The organism is Dyella solisilvae, assembly GCF_003351225.1.
GTDB classification, from domain to species: domain Bacteria; phylum Pseudomonadota; class Gammaproteobacteria; order Xanthomonadales; family Rhodanobacteraceae; genus Dyella; species Dyella solisilvae.
Genome location: NZ_QQSY01000001.1, coordinates 460917 through 477798, shown reverse-complemented (window position 1 = coordinate 477798; position 16882 = coordinate 460917). Strand labels below are relative to the sequence as shown.

The following is a 16882-nucleotide window of genomic DNA, read 5'->3' as shown; positions in this document are numbered from 1 at the left end:
CTTGGCTCGCTCGTCAGTTCGCGCTGCGCTGGCTCAGGTTGGCCCGGATGATCTTTTCGGCCTCTTCGTCGGCCTTGCTGGCCATCTGCTCGTAGACATCGGTGGTGGCGATCGGCTTGCCGTTGCCGACCGGCGCGTTCTTCGGACCCGAGTCGTCGGTGATGTCCACGCTGACCGTGGTGGACAGGCCCACGCGCAGCGGATGCTGGTCGAGTTCCTTGTCGTCGAGTGCGATGCGCACCGGCACGCGCTGGATCACCTTGATCCAGTTGCCCGTGGCGTTCTGCGCCGGCAGGAGCGAGAACACGCTGCCGGTGCCGGCGCCGAGGCCGATCACCTTGCCGTGGTACTGCACGCCGCTGCCGTAGATGTCGGCTTCCAGCGTGGCCGGCTGGCCCACGCGGATGTGGCGCAGCTGGTTTTCCTTGAAATTGGCGTCCACCCACAGGTCATGCAGCGGCACCACCGTCATCAGCTGCTCGCCCGGCTGCACGCTGTGGCCGAGCTGCACGCTGCGTTGCGCCACGTAGCCGGTGACCGGCGCGAAGATGGCGTTGCGCTGCGCGGCGATCCATGCAGCGCGGAAATTGGCGCGAGCCTGTTCGACCGCCGGGTTGTTGGCGATCTGGGTGCCTTCAATGGCGGCGTGCGAGGCGGCGGCTTCGGCCAGGGCGGCATCCAGTGAGGCCTGCGCCTGGTCGACGCTGTCACGCAGGTGCTGCACGGTCTCCGGCGCTTCGGCCTGTTCGGCGATCAGCGGCTGGCGGCGGGCGAGGTCTGCCTGGGCCTTCTTCAGATCCACCCGAGCCTTGGCGACCTGAGCATCGGCGCTGGTGGCCGATTCGGTCTGCTGGCGCACCTGGCGCACGGCCTGGGCCAGCGCGCCGCTGACCTGGTGCAGGCGCACGTCGGCATCGGTGCTGTCGAGCTTCACCAGCACCTGGCCAGCTTCCACGCGCTGGGTGTCGTCGGCCAGGATGGCCACTACCGTGCCGGGCACCTGGGCCGAAATCGCCACCTGGTTGCCGCCGACGTAGGCATTGTCGGTCGTCTCGCGCCTGGAGAACACGAACAGCCACAGCAACACCCAGGTCACCGCGGCAAGGATGAAGACCGCGGTGACGATCAGCAGCGCGCGGCGGCGCTTGGCAGGATCCTTCGCGGCCATGCCGCTGTCGTTGTCCTGCGCCTTGGCGGCGGAATCAGTGGCGCTCATTCGGGGCGTCTCCGGAAAGGTTCGTAGGGGAAGTGGGGGATTGGTCGGTGGAGACCTGGTCTGGCGTGGCGGCGCGGTAGCCGCCGCCCAGCGCCTTGATCAGCGAAATGTCGGTCGACAGCGCCTGCGCATGCAGATTGACGTCGTTGTCCTGCTGCTGCAGCAGCTGCGCCTTGGCGCCCAGCGTCTCGCGGATGTCGCTGACGCCGCGATGGGCGCGTGACTGCGCGCTGGTGAGCAACTGCTGGTCGGCGGCGATCTCGCGCGCCTGTTCCTTGCGACGGTCGTCCAGTTGCTGGGCCGTCAGGCTCTGCGTGGCCACGTCGCGCGCCGCGTTCAGCACCGTGCTGTCGTATTGCGCCACCGCTGCATCCAGCTGGGCCTTGCTGACGCCGTAGTTCGCTTGCAGCAGGCCGCCAGTAAAGATCGGCAGATGCAGCGCCGGGGTCAGCGCGAAGACGCGGTTGCCGGGCTCGAAGAACTTGTCCAGCTCGAGGCTCGAAAGGCCCGCCATCGCGCTGATGCTGATGTCGGGATAGAACTGCGCACGCGCGACATCCGTCTGGCGCAGCGCGGATTCCACCTGCCAGCGGCTGGCGGCGATGTCCGGGCGACGCGCAATCAGGTCCACGCCGACCTTGTCGGGCAGGCCACTGGTGACCGCGGGCAAGGAACGCGGCTGCAGCGTCGGCAGGTTGGCGGGCGCCACACCCACCAGGCTGGCCAGGGCGGCCTGGCGGATGCGCGCCGAGCTTTCGATCGCCACCAGCATCTGGCGCGTGGCGGACAACTGGGCCTGTGCCGACTGCAGGGTATCCGGGCGATCCACGCCCTGATGCACGCGCAGTTCGGCGATCCGCACCAGTTGCTCCTGCGTCTGCACGGCCTGCTTGGCAATGTCGATGCGCGCCTCGTCGGCCAGCCAGCCGAGGTAGGTGTCGGCCACGGTGGTTTGCAGTGCGAGCGCCGCCGCACTGTGCTGCGCTTCGGCGGCATGGGCCTGATCGATGGCCGCTTCGATGGTGTTGCGCTTCTTGCCCCACCAGTCAAAGTCGTACTGCGCCTGGATGCCGAGGTCACCCTGGTTGTACCAGGTGAAGCCGAGGAATTTCGGCGGGATCAGCCCGGTTTCGCTGAGGCGCTGGCGCTCCACCTGCGCACTGCCGCTGACGTTGAGTCCCGACTCCGCGCTGGCCGCGCGGGCCGACTGCTCGGCCGATTCGATGCGCGAGCGCGCCTGGGCCAGATCGGGAGAATCCTTCATCGCCATGGCGATCAGCTGGTCCAGCTGCGGATCGTTGTACTGGCGCCACCATTCGGCATCTGGCCAGCCGGCGCGCTGGCCGACGTCGAGGCCGGCGAGCGGCACGTCGTCACGGATCGCCGGGTGGTGCAGCTTCGCGGGGATTGAGCAGCCCGCCACGGCAAGCGCCACGGCGCAGGCCAGCAGCGCGCGCTGGCCGAGTCCACGGCGAAGGGAAAGGTATGGGGTCATGGACGTGGGTCCGGGTGGGTGAGCAAATCGATGTTGACGGCCACCTGGCGCAGCAGGCGGTCGAGCGTGCGCTTGTCCGATGCGCTCAGGGAGGCAAAGGCGGCGTGCACCTGGGGAAACAGCGGTGGAAGAATCTTGCGCACCAGTCGCTTGCCGGCGGTGGTGATGCTCAGCACCACTTTGCGGCGGTCTTCGGCGCTGCTGGCGCGCGTGACCAGGCCCGCCTTGACCAGCACGTTGGCGATGCGCGTCATGTTGGTCGCGCCTTGCTGGGCGTACTCGCACAGTTCGCTGGGTGTCGCGCTGCCGCTTGGACTGGTGTAGATCATCATCAGTGTGCGGAAGTCGCTGTCGTTCAATCCGAACGGCTTTAGGTTTAATTCAAGCTCGTTCAGCAAGTGGCCGCCCACCAGCAGGAGGAGTCGCGTGAGCACGATCTCCTGCAACGGGGCGTCCGGAAGGCTCTCACTGACGCGGGCGATCCCCGCGTCCATGTGCGCGAGACATTCGGGCATGCGCTTCATTTCACTAGAGGATAGTTCGTCAGTGAAGTATCGAAGTTAGCACTTTGCCGTCGCGACTGGCAAGTGCGTGATCAAGGCTTGAACAGGCGCCGTGCGTTCTCGCTGGTGGCGGCGGCGATCGACGCCTGGCTTTCGCCGCGCAGTTGCGCAACGACATCAAGTACTTCCCGCAGGTTGGCCGGTTCATTGCGCTCGCCACGGTGGCATGCGCCCGGCTGGTCCGGCGCATCGGTTTCAAGCAAGAGCCGATCCAGTGGCATGGTCGCCACGACGTGGCGAAGGCGTTGCGCCCGCTCGTAAGTGACCGGACCGCCGATGCCGAGGCAAAAGCCCAGGTCCCAGAGTCGCTGCGCCTGCTGCAGGCTGCCGGCAAAACTGTGCACCACGCCGCGCAGGCCGCCGATCCGGCGCATGGTCGAGGTGACCTCGTCCATGGCGCGCCGCGCGTGCACGATGACCGGCAGATCGAATTCGCGGGCGAGGCGTAGCTGTTGCACGAAGAAATGGCGCTGCCGTTCCTGGTCCAGCTCGGTAAGGAAGAAGTCCAGCCCGATCTCGCCCACGGCCACCGGACGCCGTGTCTTCAGCTGCGTCGCCAGTTCGGCAAGGTGCTCGGGGCGGTGGCGCGCGATATAGATCGGGTGCAGTCCATACGCCGGGAGGGCTTGCGGATGACTGGCGCAGATCGCCGCGATGCGATTCCACGACTCGCGATCGACCGCGGGTACAACAATTTGCCGGACCCCGGCGTCCGCCGCGCGCGCGAACATGGCCTCGCGATCGGCATCAAAGCCCGGATCGTCGATGTGCGCATGGCTGTCAGTGAGATCGAGCACAGATTTCGCCATCCTGAATTTGAAAAAATCGCTGGCTTCGGTCTAAGCGAGCATTCAGTGAACCAAGGTTTCAATGAATGCACATTTGGATCGAACAGGGCGGAAGCGGGGTGCTCCGCCGGTTCAGACAGGAGAGCATTATGAACAGGTTGGTTCTCGCGGCGCTGCATGCTGGCATGAGCGCTGCTTTGGTGTTGGGTCTTTCGGCGTGCAACCGCGACGCGAATGCGGACGGCGGCGTCGGCGGCACGGCACAGCAGGCGGCCGGGCAGGATGGCGCCAAGTATGCGCGAGTGGTCAGCGTGACGCCCGTGCACGAGCAGGCGTCGGCGCCGCAGCAGGTCTGCCACGACGAAGTCGTCACCACGCACAAGCCGGTGCAGGACACGCACCAGATCGCCGGTACGGCGATTGGCGCGGTGGCCGGCGGCCTGCTGGGCAACCAGATCGGCGGCGGCAAGGGTCGTACGCTGGCTACGGTGGCGGGCGCGGTAGGTGGCGGTTACGCCGGCCACGAAATCCAGGCGAATCACCAGGCGAACGCGACGCAGCAGACCACGCAGCGCAAGTGCACCACGGTCCCCGGCAGCGCGGGCGACAAGGTTGTGGCTTACGACGTCAGTTATGAGTACAACGGCGTGACCCGCTCTGTACGCATGGATCACGATCCGGGTGACAGGCTGCAGGTACAGGAAGGTGTGGTAGCCGTCTCCGACGCTCACTGAGGATTCACGCCATGCAGACATTGCTTAGACATCTGGCTGTCGTTGGATTGATTTCCGTCCTTGGGGTTCTTTCCGGTTGCGAAACGCCACCGCAGCGCCAGGTGACGTATAGCGGCAGTTCCAACCGTTGTGAGCAATGTGGCGTGGTGACTGACGTACGCCAGACGGAGCAGCAGAAGAGTTCGTCGCCGCTGGGCATGGTCATCGGCGCCGTCGCCGGCGGCGTGATCGGCAACCAGTTCGGCGGTGGTACTGGCAAGGCCCTCACGACGGCTGCCGGCGTGGTGGCTGGCGGCGCCATCGGCAACCAGGTCGGCAAGAACCAAGGCGGCCCGGACGTGGCGTGGCAGGTCACCATCAAGCTTGATGATGGCCGCTATGCCACCGTGACGCAGGCTGCGGATCCGCAGGTGCGCGTCGGTGACTACGTGCAGGTCCGGAACAACCTGGTGTATCGCCTTTGAGCTTATAGGCGTATAGACGTCCAAATGAAAAGGCCCTCTTGCGAGGGCCTTTTTTATGGATTATTGCTTCAGTTGACCGCGTAGAACGCGTGGTCTCCGATGGTCTTGACGATGCGGCGCGTTGACCAGGTGGGGGCCACGGCAAGCGTGGCGAAGTGATCTGCCTGCGGCACGTAGACCGTGCGCTCACCCTTGGGAAGGCTCCAGTTGCTGATGGAATCACCAGCAATCTTCCATGCCTTCGTCCAGGAATTGAGATCAGTCACTTCAAAACTTTGCGCAGTCGTCGTCAGTGCAAACTGACGCGGGGAAGTTACGACATCGCAAACGCTGCCGCCCCAGGTGCCGCGATCGCGACGTCGAAGGGCGACTTCGGCCACGGCGTACTGGCCTATGGTCGACTCACTGCGTGCCTCGAGATACACCGTCGTGGCCAGGCAGGTCTGGTCCGCGAGGGGTTGGGGTAGCACGGACGCTAGCCACAACAGCATGGAAAGTTTCATTGTCTGCCTCCAACGTGCTGTACGCGCGAAGTCGGTGCTGCTGACTCCATGCGCCGTTGCGGTGGACGGGCGGGCAGGCCGTTCCACCTGGATTGATCGCCTCGGCCGAAACTTGTGGCCAGGCGGTTTGCCACGGGATTGTGGCCAGTTGAGCGACTGATCCGGCGCCGCTCCTAACTTGTTTGTGCTGCAAAGGCGTTGATTCGGGTGCGTAAGACCACGTTGCCTGCAACTTCGGCCGCGCTCTCGGCGGCATGTACTCCGGCATCACCTGCCGGGTCGCGCTGATCCGGACCCCTCCGGTTCGTCGCGTATATCGACACCCTCGGGCAGTGGGGTGTCAGTCAATTGGTTGGCGGAGACTAGTGGCGGGATTCACATCTGGCAAGTGCCTGGGTCTCCAGGTTCACGTCGTGCTCACGTTGCGTGCACACGATCGTGAGGACTTGCGCGGACGTCTTCATCACGCCGGCCAGTTCGCCGTAATGCGGAGCGAGATGCCTTCGTCGACGCCATTCATGGCGTCGCTTTCCAGCAGCTTCACGACGTCGTCATCGATGACGGCAAGCGCTTGGACGTCCGTTTCACCAACGACAACGTCGAGCAAATGGATGGCCTCTTTGCCGCCATGGCGCAGCAAGGTGCCCCCAGTCAAGGGCTGCGACAATACGACGCAATGCATATGCCGCTTGTGTCCGCCACGGAAGTGCAGGCGGGCTGCGATCTCCTGTCCCGGGTAACAACCCTTGTCGAAGGCGACCGCCTGCAGGCGCTCCAGTGAGATCGCGGGCGGCAGCAATTCACCGGGCAGGTTGCCTGGAAGCCAGGGCCAGCCCGCTTGAAGCTGCGGCAACCGCCACGCGTCGTCCGCGGCGGCGCCCACGACGAGGCTGTGCGTGCCGCAACCGAAGACATAGCCATCGCCTTCACTGTCGAAGGCGTAACTCTCAAGCGCGGGGCCTGTGCCAAGGTGGCGTGGCGTTTGCGCGGTCAACTTGACCTTGGAGCGGAACACGAAGCGCTGCAGCGATTGCGCCAGGGAGGCGGCGTCGCCACCGCGCAGCAGTGCGAGCAATGCGTCGTCCGCCAATCGTGCAAGTTGGATCAAGGCGAGTACGCGACCCTTGGCGTCAAGCCATGCACTGAATTGCCATTGCCCCACCTTGAGCAGTCGGACGTCGCTGCTGAATTGGGCCTGGGCGAAGGCGACGGCGTCGGCGCCTTCGATCAGCAACGTCTGTGCGGAGTAGTCTGTCGTCATAGCTTGCCGAAGTAGGGGCGGGGCACCCGGCGCACAAGTGTGGCGCGCCTCATGTCAGACGATCGCATTGCCGTCAAGGTTGTGCTGCATTTACGCAAGTATTACGCTTTTACGGCTTTCACATACCATGTCCGATACGTCCTCCCAACCAAAGTCCACGCCGGCTTCCGCTCCTGCGGAGAAAGCGACCGTGCCTGCCGTTCCGGCGACGGAAAAGACTCCGGTTGAGCGGCCGGCCCCGGATCCCACCCGCTACGGCGATTGGGAAAAGAACGGGCGCTGTATCGACTTCTGATTCGCCGCGCCGGCTCCGCGCCGGCGTCGTCGGAGATAGGGAAGGGCGGTAAAGGGCATCAGCGATTCCACCCAGGATAGCCGCCATGGCAGACACGCAACGACCGCTCTCTCCCCACATGGGCATATATAAGTGGCAAGTGCAGATGGTGACCTCCATCGTGCATCGCGCCACGGGCATCGCCCTCGCCGTAGGAACCTTGCTGGTGCTGTGGGGGGTGTTCTCCCTGGCCAGTGGAGAGGAAGCCTATAACCAGTTCAAGATCTGCATGGGCAGCCCGATTGGGCTGATCCTGATGTTCGGTTGGACTTGGGCGCTGTTCTACCACCTGTGCAACGGCGTCCGTCACCTGATCCAGGACGGCGGCATCGGCTACGCCATTCCCCAGTTTGTCCGTTCCAGCTGGTTGTCCATCATCGGCAGCATCGTGTTGACCGTTATCGTGTGGGCGTACGTGCTCACCTCCGGAGGCGCAGCATGAGCACGAACGGGCAGCAACATGACGTGCGCGGCGAACTGCGCAACCCCCTCAAGCGCGCCCGCGGCCTTGGCTCGGCGCAGTCTGGCGTCGCCCACTGGTGGACGCAGCGCGTCACCGCGGCGGCGCTGGTGTTCCTCGCCCTGTGGTTCGTGGTGACGGTGCTGGGCGCACTGCACGCGGATTACGCCACGGCGCGGAGCATCGTGGCCAAGCCGTGGAACGCGGTGCTGCTGGTGGCCTTCGTGCTCACCGTTTGCTGGCACGCGGTGCTCGGTCTGCAGATCGTGATCGAGGACTACGTGCACACCCGCTGGAAGGAGGTTGCCCTCCTGGTGCTGGTTAAATTCTTTGCGGTGCTCGGCACCTTGGCCACGCTGATGGCCGTGCTGCGCGTGGCGCTGGGAGCCTGAGTCGATGGAAAGCTACAAGATCCAACAGCATAAGTATGACGTGATCGTGGTCGGCGCCGGCGGCGCGGGCCTGCGCGCCACCTTCGGCCTGGCCGAGAAGGGCCTCAAGGCCGCGTGCATCACCAAGGTGTTCCCGACCCGCTCGCACACCGTGGCGGCGCAGGGCGGCATCTCGGCCGCGCTCGGCAACATGGGCGAGGACGACTGGCGCTTCCACTTCTACGACACCATCAAGGGTTCCGACTGGCTCGGCGACCAGGATGCGATCGAGTACATGTGCCGCGAGGCGATTCCGGCGATCATCGAGCTGGAACACTACGGCGTGCCGTTCTCGCGCACCGAGGAAGGCAAGATCTACCAGCGTCCGTTCGGCGGCATGACCACCCATTACGGCAAGGGCACCGCGCAGCGCACCTGCGCCGCGGCCGACCGTACCGGCCACGCCATCCTGCACACGCTGTACCAGCAGGCGCTGGCGCATGACGCCACGTTCTTCATCGAGTACTTCGCCATCGACCTCATCTTCGACGAAGAGGGCGTGTGCCGCGGCGTGCTGGCGCTGGACATGAACGAGGGCACGCTGCACTTTTTCCGCGGCCACGCGGTGGTGCTGGCGACCGGCGGCTACGGCCGCGCCTACTTCAGCGCCACCTCGGCGCATACCTGCACCGGCGACGGTGGCGGCATGGTGCTGCGCGCGGGCCTCGCGCTGCAGGACATGGAGTTCGTGCAGTTCCATCCGACCGGCATCTACGGTTCGGGCTGCCTGATCACCGAAGGCGTGCGCGGCGAAGGTGGTTACCTCACCAACTCCAACGGCGAGCGCTTCATGGAGCGCTATGCGCCGAACGCCAAGGATCTCGCTTCGCGTGACGTGGTCAGCCGCGCCATGACGATGGAGATCCGCGAAGGCCGTGGCGTGGGCGAGCACAAGGACCACATCCACATCAACCTGATGCACCTGGGCGCGGAAGTGATCCACGAGCGCCTGCCGGGCATCGCCGAGTCGGCGCGCATCTTCGCCGGCGTGGACGTGACGAAGGAGCCGATCCCGGTGATCCCGACCGTCCACTACAACATGGGCGGCATCCCGACCAACTACCACGGCGAAGTGGTGCAGAAGAAGGGTGACGACGTCGACGCCGTCGTCCCGGGCCTGTTCGCCATCGGCGAAGCGGCCTGCGTGTCGGTGCACGGCGCCAACCGCCTGGGTTCCAACTCGCTGCTTGACCTGGTGGTGTTCGGTCGCTCGGTGTCGCATCGTTGCGCCGAGATCATCAAGCCGGAAACCCCGCACAAGGACCTGCCGGCCAGCGTGCTGGACAAGGCGCTGGCCCGTTTCGACGGCCTGCGCAATGCCAAGGGCAGCCTGCCGACCGCGAAGATCCGCGCGGAAATGCAGCGCACCATGCAGTCCGACGCCGCGGTGTTCCGCACCGGCGAGTCGCTGCAGGAAGGCTGCGAGAAAATCTCCAAGGTCCATGAGTCGTTCAAGGACGTTGGCGTGAGCGATCGCTCGCTGGTGTGGAACTCCGATCTGATCGAGACGCTGGAGCTGGCCAACCTGCTGGATCAGGCGGTGGCGACCATGTACTCGGCAGCACAGCGTCACGAGAGTCGCGGCGCCCATGCTCGCGAGGACTTCCCTGATCGCGACGACGCCACCTGGCAGAAGCACACGATGGTCTCCGTCGACGAGGCCGGCAAAGCCAGCTTCGACTTCCGTCCGGTGCACATGTACACCATGACGAGCGACGTCGAAGTCGTCCCGCCGAAGAAGCGCACTTACTGATACCCGGACTGGAGAGCCACTGTGGCAGAGTTTTCGCTACCCAAGAATTCCAAGGTCCAGCCGGGCAAGCACTTTCCCGCGAAGGACGCCAAGAAGCCGCGCACGTTCCGCATCTATCGCTGGAGCCCGGACGACGGCCAGAACCCGCGCATCGACACCTATGAAGTCGACATGGCTTCGTGCGGCCCGATGGTTCTGGACGCGCTGCTGAAGATCAAGAACGAAATCGACTCGACGCTGACGCTGCGCCGTTCGTGCCGCGAAGGCATCTGCGGCTCGTGCGCGATGAACATCGACGGCACCAACACGCTGGCCTGCACCAAGGCCATCGAGGATTGCGCCTCCGGCGACGTGAAGATCTACCCGCTGCCGCACATGCCGGTGGTGAAGGACCTGGTGCCGGACCTGACGCACTTCTACGCGCAGTTCGCCTCGATCAAGCCTTGGCTGCGTACGCAGAGCCCGGCCCCGGCCGACAAGGAGCGCCTGCAGTCGCCGGAAGACCGCAAGAAGCTCGACGGCCTGTACGAGTGCATCCTGTGCGCCTGCTGCTCGACCAGCTGCCCGAGCTACTGGTGGAACGGCGACCGCTACCTCGGCCCGGCCATCCTGCTGCAGGCCTACCGCTGGATCGTGGACAGCCGCGACGAGGACACCGGCGCCCGCCTGGACGACCTGGAAGATCCTTTCAAGCTGTACCGCTGCCACACCATCATGAACTGCGCGCGCACCTGTCCGAAGGGCCTGAACCCGGCCAAGGCGATCGCGGAGATCAAGAAGCTGATCGTCGAGCGTCGGGCGTAAGCAGTGGCTCTTTCCCTCTCCCCTCTGGGGAGAGGGTAGGGTGAGGGGACAATCTTGCGAGAAAGCTAATGTGGAGCCGGCTCTGTAGCTTCGATATCGCAAGCACCCGCCCCCTCACCTCAATCCTCTCCCCGGCGGGGAGAGGAAGCATTCGGTAGGAGGCTTTTCGCGTTATTTATGGACGAAGCCCGCATCAAACGCCTCCGCTGGCGCACCCGCCGCGGCACCCGTGAACTGGACGCGCTGTTCGGCGGCTGGCTAGACGAGCGTTTTGCCTCGGCGGACGAAGCACAGCGCCAGGCCTTCGATGAACTGCTCGACGTGCAGGACCCGGACCTGTGGGACTGGGTGATGGGTCATGCCAAGGCCACGCGGCCGGACTGGCAGGCGATCATCGATGACATCCGCGCCCGCCATCGGCTTTGAATACCACCCGTCGCGCTGGCTGGCGCGGATCGTGTGGCCCGTCATCGTGCTGTCGTTGGCCGCGATCTGGCTGAGCGGCTTGGCGTGGGTGGCCAAAGCCATCCTTGCGCCATGGGTGATCATTGCGGCGGCGCACAGCCTGAGCCGCTTCGCCGGCTCCCCGGTGACCGCGGCCGGCATGGCCCGGGACGGCAGTTGGACGCTACGCACGCGTGGTGGCCAGGACGTAACCGCCACTCTCGTGGGCGCCCGGGTGCTGACCGACCGTGGCCTGTGGCTGCTGCTGCGCGCGCCGGGCCTGGGGCAGCTCCCGCTGCTGCTGGCTCCGGACAACAGCGACGCCGATATCCGGCGCCGCATGCGCATGCGCCTTGCTGCGGCGCCCACGCAGGAAGCCCTGGGCACTCTTCCGGTCGATCGCGGTCCTACGGTTTAGCCGCGTCTCAGGCGATAATCGCGCCACCCGGGCGGCCAGCCCCCAAGAACTCCACAAGCGACCGTCCTAATGTTCCGACCGCTCGAGTTATTCATCGGCCTGCGCTACACCCGCGCCAAGCGTCGCAATCAGTTCATCTCCTTCATCTCCACCGTCTCCATCGTGTGCATTGCGATCAGCGTCACTGCACTGATCACGGTGATGTCGGTGATGAACGGATTTGATGACGAGCTGCGCTCGCGCATCCTCGGCGCCATTTCGCATGCCACCGTTTCCGGTATGCCGGGACAAGCCGTGGAGGAGTGGCCGCGCGCGGTAAAGATCGCCGAGGCCAACAAGCACGTGCAGGGCGCCGCCCCCTATGTGGAGGCCGAAGCGTTCTTCCAGGCGCGCCGATCCGCCGGCGGGCTGCTGCGTGGCATTGAGCCCGCGCAAGAGCCCAGGGTGTCGGACATCGGCCAGCACATGGTCGAGGGCAAGCTCGACGACTTGACGCCGGGCAGCTGGAACATCGTGCTCGGCAGGGAGTTGGCGTTGTCGCTGGGCGTTTCGGTGGGCGACAAGGTGATCGTAGCGGTGCCGTCGTTCCATTCTTCGCCGATCACCGGCAGCGTGCCCAGCCTGCGCAGCTTCCGTGTGTCCGGCGTGTTCGAGATGGGCATGCAGGAGTTCGATTCGGGCCTGGCCCTGGTCAACATGAGCGATGCCCAACGGCTCAACCAGCTCGATGGTCCCACCGGCATCCGCCTGCGCCTGGACGACATGTTCAACGCGCGCGAGGTGGCCCACGAACTGGCCGACCAGTTGGGGCAGGTCTACCGCGTGGAGACCTGGATGGACAGCCACGCCAATTTCTTCTCCGCGATCTCGATGGAGAAGAAGGTGATGTTCATCATTCTCTCGCTGATCATTTTGGTCGCGGTGATCAACCTCATCTCGATGCTGATGATGCTGGTGACCGACAAGCAGGCCGACATCGCCATCTTGCGCACGCTGGGTTCCACGCCGCGCAGCATCATGGGCATGTTCATGGTGCAGGGCGTGCTGGTGGGCTTCGTCGGCATTGGTTTCGGCGTGGGCCTGGGCTCGCTGCTGTCGTGGCGGTTGCCCGGCATCGTCAAGTGGATCGAGCACGTCACCGGCGTCACTTTCCTGTCGCCGGACGTCTATTACATCAGCGAGCTGCCCAGCAAGCTGGAACTCAGTGACGTGAGCTGGGTGGCGTTGATCACCTTCCTGTTCTCGCTGTTGGCCACCCTCTATCCCGCGTGGCGTGCGTCGCGCACGCAGCCCGCGCAGGCGCTCCGCTATGAATAAACCGATGAGCACCAACAACGACGTCGTGCTGCGCGCCAGCCATATCGCCAAGATCTACGAGGAAGGCGATCTGAAGACCGATGTGCTGTCGGACGTGAGCTTCACGCTGAAGCGCGCCGAGACACTGGCCATCGTGGGCGCTTCCGGCTCGGGCAAGAGCACCCTGCTGCATATCCTGGGCGGGCTGGACACGGTGACGCGTGGCGAAGTGGAGGTGGAAGGGCGGATGCTGTCCAGCTTGTCCGACGCCGAGCGCGGCCGTGTGCGCAATCGCTCGATGGGCTTCATCTACCAGTTTCACCACTTGCTGCCCGAGTTCACCGCGTTGGAGAACGTGTGCATGCCGCTGCTGATCCGCGGCGTGGCGATCGGCGAGGCGGAACGGCAGGCCAGCGCACTGCTCGGCCGCGTGGGCCTGGCAAAGCGACTGGGCCACAAGCCGTCGGAGCTGTCCGGCGGCGAGCGCCAGCGTTGCGCCGTGGCGCGCGCCCTGGTGACGCGCCCTGCGGTGGTGCTGGGCGACGAGCCCACCGGCAACCTCGATGAGGGCAATGCCGCCCAGGTCTATGACCTGATGTTGGAGCTCAATCGCGAGATCGGCACCAGCTTCATCCTGGTCACCCACGACAGCCGCCTGGCGGGGCGGATGGATCGCACGCTGGAACTGCACAACGGCCAGTTGGTGGACAAGATCTACGCCTGATCTCTGGATCGCCGTGCGACTGCGCGGTGATCCGTTGCCTACATGATTTTCGGCCGCGTCGCCGAGATGCGGCGCCCTAGGCTGTGTCCTTTCCCATGGAGGGGCGGACATGCACAGGGATGGCGCCGTTTGGCCCGGCGCGCTGCTGCTTGGCGGCGTCGCCGTCGTTCAGCGCATGACCACGCTGCCACCGCTTTGGGCTTGCCTGGTGATGGCTTTCATCGCCGTGGCAGGACTTTGGCGTGGCGGTGGTTGGCGGGCTCCGGCCTGGTGCCTGTTGGGCATCGCGTGGGCATGTTTGCGCGGCAGCATGGCGATGGACGCACGCTTGCCGAGAGAGCTGGAAGGGCAGGACCTGCAAGTGTCCGGCGTGGTCTCGGGCCTGCCCGTGGTGACCGCCGATGCCACTGCCTTCGTCCTTCAGATCGATCACACGAGCTGGAACGGCGCGCCGCTGGACCTCCGCGGTCGCGTGCGCGTCAACTGGTACCGGGGAGCACCGACACTGGCGCCATGCAGTCGTTGGCAGCTCACCCTGCGGGTCAAACGGCCGCGCGGCCTGGTCAATCCCGGTGGCGGTGACGGCGAGCGCAGTGCGCTGGAGCGCGGTATCGTGGCGACCGGGTATGTCCGCGACGGCCCCGGGAACCAGCAGCAGGGGGCTGCGCGCCTCTGCATAGGTCGCGTCAGGGAAGCCGTAAGCCACGAGATCGCTGCGCGGATTGCCGATCCGCGTGACGCCGCGCTGCTGCAGGCGCTGGCCGTCGGCGATACGCGCGGCCTGACCTCGCGGGATTGGGACGTGGCGCGAGCGAACGGCATTTCGCACCTGCTGGCCATCTCCGGCTTCCATGTGGGCGTCGCCGCCGCGCTTGGCGCGTGGCTGGCGCGCTTGTGCTACTGGGGTTGGCCGGCCCTGGGCTTGCGCGTGCCACGGTTGCATGCGCAGGCGGCCACGGCGCTGCTGGCGGCGACGTTCTACAGCGCACTGGCAGGATTCGGCCTGCCCACAGTGCGCACGTTGCTGATGATCGCCACCGTGACGCTGGCGCATTGCCTGCGCCGTCGAACAGAGGGCGTTTCATCGCTGGCCTTGGCGCTGGTGGTGGTGCTGTTGTTTGATCCTTTGAGCGTGCTGTCGGCGGGATTCTGGCTGTCCTTCTACGCGGTCGGATTCCTGATGATCTGCCTGACCGTGCGTGGCCGTGGCTTGCGCGGTTTCGTGCACGAGCTGACGGCGGCGCAGCTCGCCATGACCGTGTCGATGCTGCCGCTGACGATGTGGTTCTTCGGGCAGGCGTCCCTGGTGGGCGCCGCGTCCAACCTCGTCGCGGTGCCTTTGGTCAGTCTGCTGATCGTGCCGTGCACGCTGACGGGCATGCTGCTTCTGGGTGTGTGTCCGCCGCTGGCTGGGCCGTGCTTCACGCTGGCTGGTCGGATGGCGCACGCGCAATGGTGGTTGCTGGAGCAAATGGCCGGCTGGCCGGGTGCGCACTGGTACCTGCCCGAGGTGCGGTTGTGGGCGCTGTTGTTGGCCGTGCTGGGGGCGCTGTGGCTGTGGACGCCACGAGGGGCGCCGATGCGTTGGCTGGGCGGTCTGCTGTTCCTGCCATTGCTGTTGCCACCGCGCGCGTTGCCGCAGCACGGTGGGTTCCAGGTATGGATGCTGGACGTGGGGCAGGGGCTGTCGGTGCTGGTGCGCACCCGCCACCATGCCTTGTTGTATGACGCGGGCGCGCGCTATCCATCGGAGTTCGACCTGGGCGAGGCCGCCGTGTTGCCATCCATACGCGCGCTGGGTATCGACCGCCTCGACCTTCTCATGGCCAGCCATGCCGACAATGACCACGCAGGGGGCATGCCTGCCGTGGCGGGAGCGTTTCCCGAAGCGCAGCGCGTCGCTGGCGAATCCGAACGCCAGTCCATTCCGATGGATCCCTGCGATGTCGGCAAATCCTGGTCCTGGGATGGCGTCAGTCTGCGGGTTCTGTCCGCCGGATCACCCGGCGGGCCTGGCAACGACCGCTCCTGCGTCTTGCTGGTGGCGGGGCGGGGTGGGCGGATTCTGCTGACAGGCGACATGACCAGACGGGTTGAGCCCGCCGTGGCCGCCAGCCTGCCGCCGGGGCCGCCGCTGGTGCTGACGGCGCCGCACCACGGCAGCCGCACCTCGTCCAGCGTCGCCTTCATCCGGGCCACTGAGCCGACGCTGGCCCTGGTTTCAGCCGGTTGGCGCAACCGCTTCGGTCACCCTCATCCCCGGGTGATCGAACGCTACGAGCAGGAGGGCGTGCCCTGGCTGAATACTGCCACCACCGGCGCCATCCAGGTGGATTTTCCACCGGACCGGCCGCCCTACGTGGCGGCGCGGTGGCGCCAGCGCCAGTCTCGCTACTGGCGCGAATGATTCGCCGGGTGAACATGAACGAGGGGGCGGATCGCGGCTGTCGCGCAACTGCCACCGGCGCCGCGGAACAGCCCGGCGAGACTGTTATGATGCGCCCTTCCTAACGATCGAGTGTCGCGGAGTCGTTGTGCTGGAAATCCTGATGGCTGGTGGCTGGGCGATGTTGCCCATCCTGATTTGTTCGGCGGTCGCCCTGGCGATCGTGCTGGAGCGTTGCTGGACCTTGCGTCGCCGGTCGGTGCTGCCGCCGGGTCTGGGCGAAGAGGTCCGTACCTGGGCCCGCTCGGGCCAGCTCGACCCGAACCATCTCGCCACCCTCGCCAACGGCTCTCCGCTGGGTGAACTGCTGGCGGCCGCACTGGCCGTGCGCAACCGTCCGCGTGAGCTGATCAAGGAGCGCATCGAGGACACCGGCCGTCACGTGGTGCACCGCATGGAGCGCTACCTCAACACGCTCGGCACCATCGCGCTGATCGGCCCGCTGCTCGGCCTGCTGGGCACCGTGGTCGGCCTGATCCGCATGTTCATGGAAGTGATGCGGGGCGGCGTGGGTGATCCCATGAAGATGGCCGGCGGCATCGGCGAGGCGCTGATCTGCACGGCCACGGGCCTGATCGTGGCGATCCCGGCCTACGTGCTGCACCGCTATTTCCGTTCGAAGGTGGCCGGCTACTGCGTGGAGATGGAGAAGCAGGCCACCGAACTGCTGGACGAGCTGACCTTCAATCAGCCCGCCGCCGCGCGTCCGCGCACCGCCCGTACCACCGAGTCGAGCGCGGGCTGAACG

The 16882-nt window shown here is 65.8% G+C and carries 19 protein-coding genes; 13 read left to right on the top strand and 6 right to left on the bottom strand.

Annotated features, from left to right (window positions below):
- Positions 1-13: 13 nt before the first annotated feature.
- From DVT68_RS02125 to DVT68_RS02110, 4 genes are all read right to left on the bottom strand, one after another.
- Positions 14-1216 (bottom strand): HlyD/EmrA/EmrK family protein, encoded by a 1203-nt coding sequence (locus DVT68_RS02125; protein WP_114823403.1) that lies wholly within the window; start codon positions 1214-1216, stop codon positions 14-16.
- Positions 1203-2711, bottom strand: coding sequence for an efflux transporter outer membrane subunit (locus tag DVT68_RS02120; RefSeq protein ID WP_114823402.1), 1509 nt, complete (start codon positions 2709-2711; stop codon positions 1203-1205). Before DVT68_RS02120 ends, DVT68_RS02125 begins: the two co-directional genes overlap by 14 nt.
- Positions 2708-3226 (bottom strand): MarR family winged helix-turn-helix transcriptional regulator, encoded by a 519-nt coding sequence (locus DVT68_RS02115; RefSeq protein WP_325050397.1) that lies wholly within the window; start codon positions 3224-3226, stop codon positions 2708-2710. Before DVT68_RS02115 ends, DVT68_RS02120 begins: the two co-directional genes overlap by 4 nt.
- 80 nt (positions 3227-3306) lie before the next feature.
- Positions 3307-4071 carry a TatD family hydrolase gene (locus DVT68_RS02110; RefSeq protein ID WP_425477421.1) on the bottom strand — a complete coding sequence of 255 codons (765 nt, stop codon included), beginning with the start codon at positions 4069-4071 and terminating at the stop codon, positions 3307-3309.
- Positions 4072-4211: 140 nt separating this feature from the next.
- On the opposite strand from DVT68_RS02110, the gene DVT68_RS02105 reads away from it, so the two are divergent.
- Entirely contained in the window at positions 4212-4796 is a 585-nt protein-coding gene (locus DVT68_RS02105; protein ID WP_114823399.1) for a glycine zipper 2TM domain-containing protein, read from the top strand.
- 11 nt (positions 4797-4807) lie between these two features.
- Complete coding sequence (locus DVT68_RS20815; RefSeq protein WP_114823398.1) at positions 4808-5260, top strand: outer membrane lipoprotein; 453 nt, start codon at positions 4808-4810, stop codon at positions 5258-5260.
- 68 nt (positions 5261-5328) lie between these two features.
- Here the strand turns inward: DVT68_RS20815 and DVT68_RS02095 are convergent, their stop codons facing one another.
- Together DVT68_RS02095 and ygfZ are read right to left on the bottom strand one after the other, a co-directional pair.
- Positions 5329-5763, bottom strand: a complete 435-nt coding sequence (locus DVT68_RS02095) for a cell wall hydrolase (protein WP_233523316.1) — start codon at positions 5761-5763, stop codon at positions 5329-5331.
- A gap of 463 nt (positions 5764-6226) precedes the next feature.
- The gene (gene ygfZ / locus DVT68_RS02090) at positions 6227-6838 is read right to left on the bottom strand and encodes a CAF17-like 4Fe-4S cluster assembly/insertion protein YgfZ (RefSeq protein WP_233523315.1); all 612 of its coding nucleotides are present in this window, start codon (positions 6836-6838) and stop codon (positions 6227-6229) included.
- A 313-nt stretch (positions 6839-7151) separates the two neighbouring features.
- Between ygfZ and DVT68_RS02085 the strand changes: the two genes are divergently transcribed.
- The 11 genes from DVT68_RS02085 (at position 7152) to DVT68_RS02035 (ending at position 16879) form a co-directional block, all read left to right on the top strand.
- A complete protein-coding gene (locus DVT68_RS02085) occupies positions 7152-7319 on the top strand; it encodes a DUF1674 domain-containing protein (RefSeq protein ID WP_114823395.1) in 168 nt (55 codons plus the stop codon).
- Between the two features lie 85 nt (positions 7320-7404).
- Entirely contained in the window at positions 7405-7800 is a 396-nt protein-coding gene (gene sdhC / locus DVT68_RS02080; RefSeq protein ID WP_114823394.1) for a succinate dehydrogenase, cytochrome b556 subunit, read from the top strand.
- The gene (gene sdhD, locus DVT68_RS02075; RefSeq protein WP_114823393.1) at positions 7797-8210 is read left to right on the top strand and encodes a succinate dehydrogenase, hydrophobic membrane anchor protein; all 414 of its coding nucleotides are present in this window, start codon (positions 7797-7799) and stop codon (positions 8208-8210) included. Before sdhC ends, sdhD begins: the two co-directional genes overlap by 4 nt.
- 4 nt (positions 8211-8214) lie before the next feature.
- Positions 8215-10002 (top strand): succinate dehydrogenase flavoprotein subunit, encoded by a 1788-nt coding sequence (gene sdhA, locus DVT68_RS02070; RefSeq protein WP_114823392.1) that lies wholly within the window; start codon positions 8215-8217, stop codon positions 10000-10002.
- Positions 10003-10023: 21 nt separating this feature from the next.
- Positions 10024-10806 carry a succinate dehydrogenase iron-sulfur subunit gene (locus tag DVT68_RS02065; RefSeq protein WP_114823391.1) on the top strand — a complete coding sequence of 261 codons (783 nt, stop codon included), beginning with the start codon at positions 10024-10026 and terminating at the stop codon, positions 10804-10806.
- A gap of 177 nt (positions 10807-10983) precedes the next feature.
- Positions 10984-11232, top strand: coding sequence for an FAD assembly factor SdhE (locus tag DVT68_RS02060; RefSeq protein ID WP_114823390.1), 249 nt, complete (start codon positions 10984-10986; stop codon positions 11230-11232).
- A complete protein-coding gene (locus tag DVT68_RS02055) occupies positions 11204-11668 on the top strand; it encodes a hypothetical protein (RefSeq protein ID WP_114823389.1) in 465 nt (154 codons plus the stop codon). The genes DVT68_RS02060 and DVT68_RS02055 overlap by 29 nt, the downstream gene beginning before the upstream one ends.
- A 69-nt stretch (positions 11669-11737) precedes the next feature.
- The gene (locus tag DVT68_RS02050) at positions 11738-12985 is read left to right on the top strand and encodes a lipoprotein-releasing ABC transporter permease subunit (RefSeq protein ID WP_114823388.1); all 1248 of its coding nucleotides are present in this window, start codon (positions 11738-11740) and stop codon (positions 12983-12985) included.
- A gap of 4 nt (positions 12986-12989) precedes the next feature.
- Positions 12990-13688: a lipoprotein-releasing ABC transporter ATP-binding protein LolD gene (gene lolD, locus DVT68_RS02045; RefSeq protein ID WP_114823387.1), complete on the top strand. Its 699-nt coding sequence runs from the start codon at positions 12990-12992 to the stop codon at positions 13686-13688.
- 109 nt (positions 13689-13797) lie between these two features.
- Positions 13798-16095, top strand: a complete 2298-nt coding sequence (locus tag DVT68_RS02040) for a DNA internalization-related competence protein ComEC/Rec2 (RefSeq protein ID WP_114823386.1) — start codon at positions 13798-13800, stop codon at positions 16093-16095.
- Positions 16096-16237: 142 nt separating this feature from the next.
- Complete coding sequence (locus DVT68_RS02035) at positions 16238-16879, top strand: MotA/TolQ/ExbB proton channel family protein (protein WP_114824344.1); 642 nt, start codon at positions 16238-16240, stop codon at positions 16877-16879.
- The last annotated feature ends 3 nt before the right edge of the window (positions 16880-16882 follow it).

What these genes read in the sequence shown, in the direction of transcription:
- DVT68_RS02125 (WP_114823403.1), bottom strand. Translation starts at nt 1,216, where the DNA reads ATGAGCGCCACTGATTCCGCCGCCAAGGCGCAGGACAACGACAGCGGC.
- DVT68_RS02120 (WP_114823402.1), bottom strand. Translation starts at nt 2,711, where the DNA reads ATGACCCCATACCTTTCCCTTCGCCGTGGACTCGGCCAGCGCGCGCTG.
- DVT68_RS02115 (WP_325050397.1), bottom strand. Translation starts at nt 3,226, where the DNA reads ATGCCCGAATGTCTCGCGCACATGGACGCGGGGATCGCCCGCGTCAGT.
- DVT68_RS02105 (WP_114823399.1), top strand. Translation starts at nt 4,212, where the DNA reads ATGAACAGGTTGGTTCTCGCGGCGCTGCATGCTGGCATGAGCGCTGCT.
- DVT68_RS20815 (WP_114823398.1), top strand. Translation starts at nt 4,808, where the DNA reads ATGCAGACATTGCTTAGACATCTGGCTGTCGTTGGATTGATTTCCGTC.
- DVT68_RS02095 (WP_233523316.1), bottom strand. Translation starts at nt 5,763, where the DNA reads ATGAAACTTTCCATGCTGTTGTGGCTAGCGTCCGTGCTACCCCAACCC.
- DVT68_RS02085 (WP_114823395.1), top strand. Translation starts at nt 7,152, where the DNA reads ATGTCCGATACGTCCTCCCAACCAAAGTCCACGCCGGCTTCCGCTCCT.
- sdhC (WP_114823394.1), top strand. Translation starts at nt 7,405, where the DNA reads ATGGCAGACACGCAACGACCGCTCTCTCCCCACATGGGCATATATAAG.
- sdhD (WP_114823393.1), top strand. Translation starts at nt 7,797, where the DNA reads ATGAGCACGAACGGGCAGCAACATGACGTGCGCGGCGAACTGCGCAAC.
- sdhA (WP_114823392.1), top strand. Translation starts at nt 8,215, where the DNA reads ATGGAAAGCTACAAGATCCAACAGCATAAGTATGACGTGATCGTGGTC.
- DVT68_RS02060 (WP_114823390.1), top strand. Translation starts at nt 10,984, where the DNA reads ATGGACGAAGCCCGCATCAAACGCCTCCGCTGGCGCACCCGCCGCGGC.
- DVT68_RS02055 (WP_114823389.1), top strand. Translation starts at nt 11,204, where the DNA reads ATGACATCCGCGCCCGCCATCGGCTTTGAATACCACCCGTCGCGCTGG.
- DVT68_RS02050 (WP_114823388.1), top strand. Translation starts at nt 11,738, where the DNA reads ATGTTCCGACCGCTCGAGTTATTCATCGGCCTGCGCTACACCCGCGCC.
- lolD (WP_114823387.1), top strand. Translation starts at nt 12,990, where the DNA reads ATGAGCACCAACAACGACGTCGTGCTGCGCGCCAGCCATATCGCCAAG.
- DVT68_RS02040 (WP_114823386.1), top strand. Translation starts at nt 13,798, where the DNA reads ATGCACAGGGATGGCGCCGTTTGGCCCGGCGCGCTGCTGCTTGGCGGC.
- DVT68_RS02035 (WP_114824344.1), top strand. Translation starts at nt 16,238, where the DNA reads ATGGCTGGTGGCTGGGCGATGTTGCCCATCCTGATTTGTTCGGCGGTC.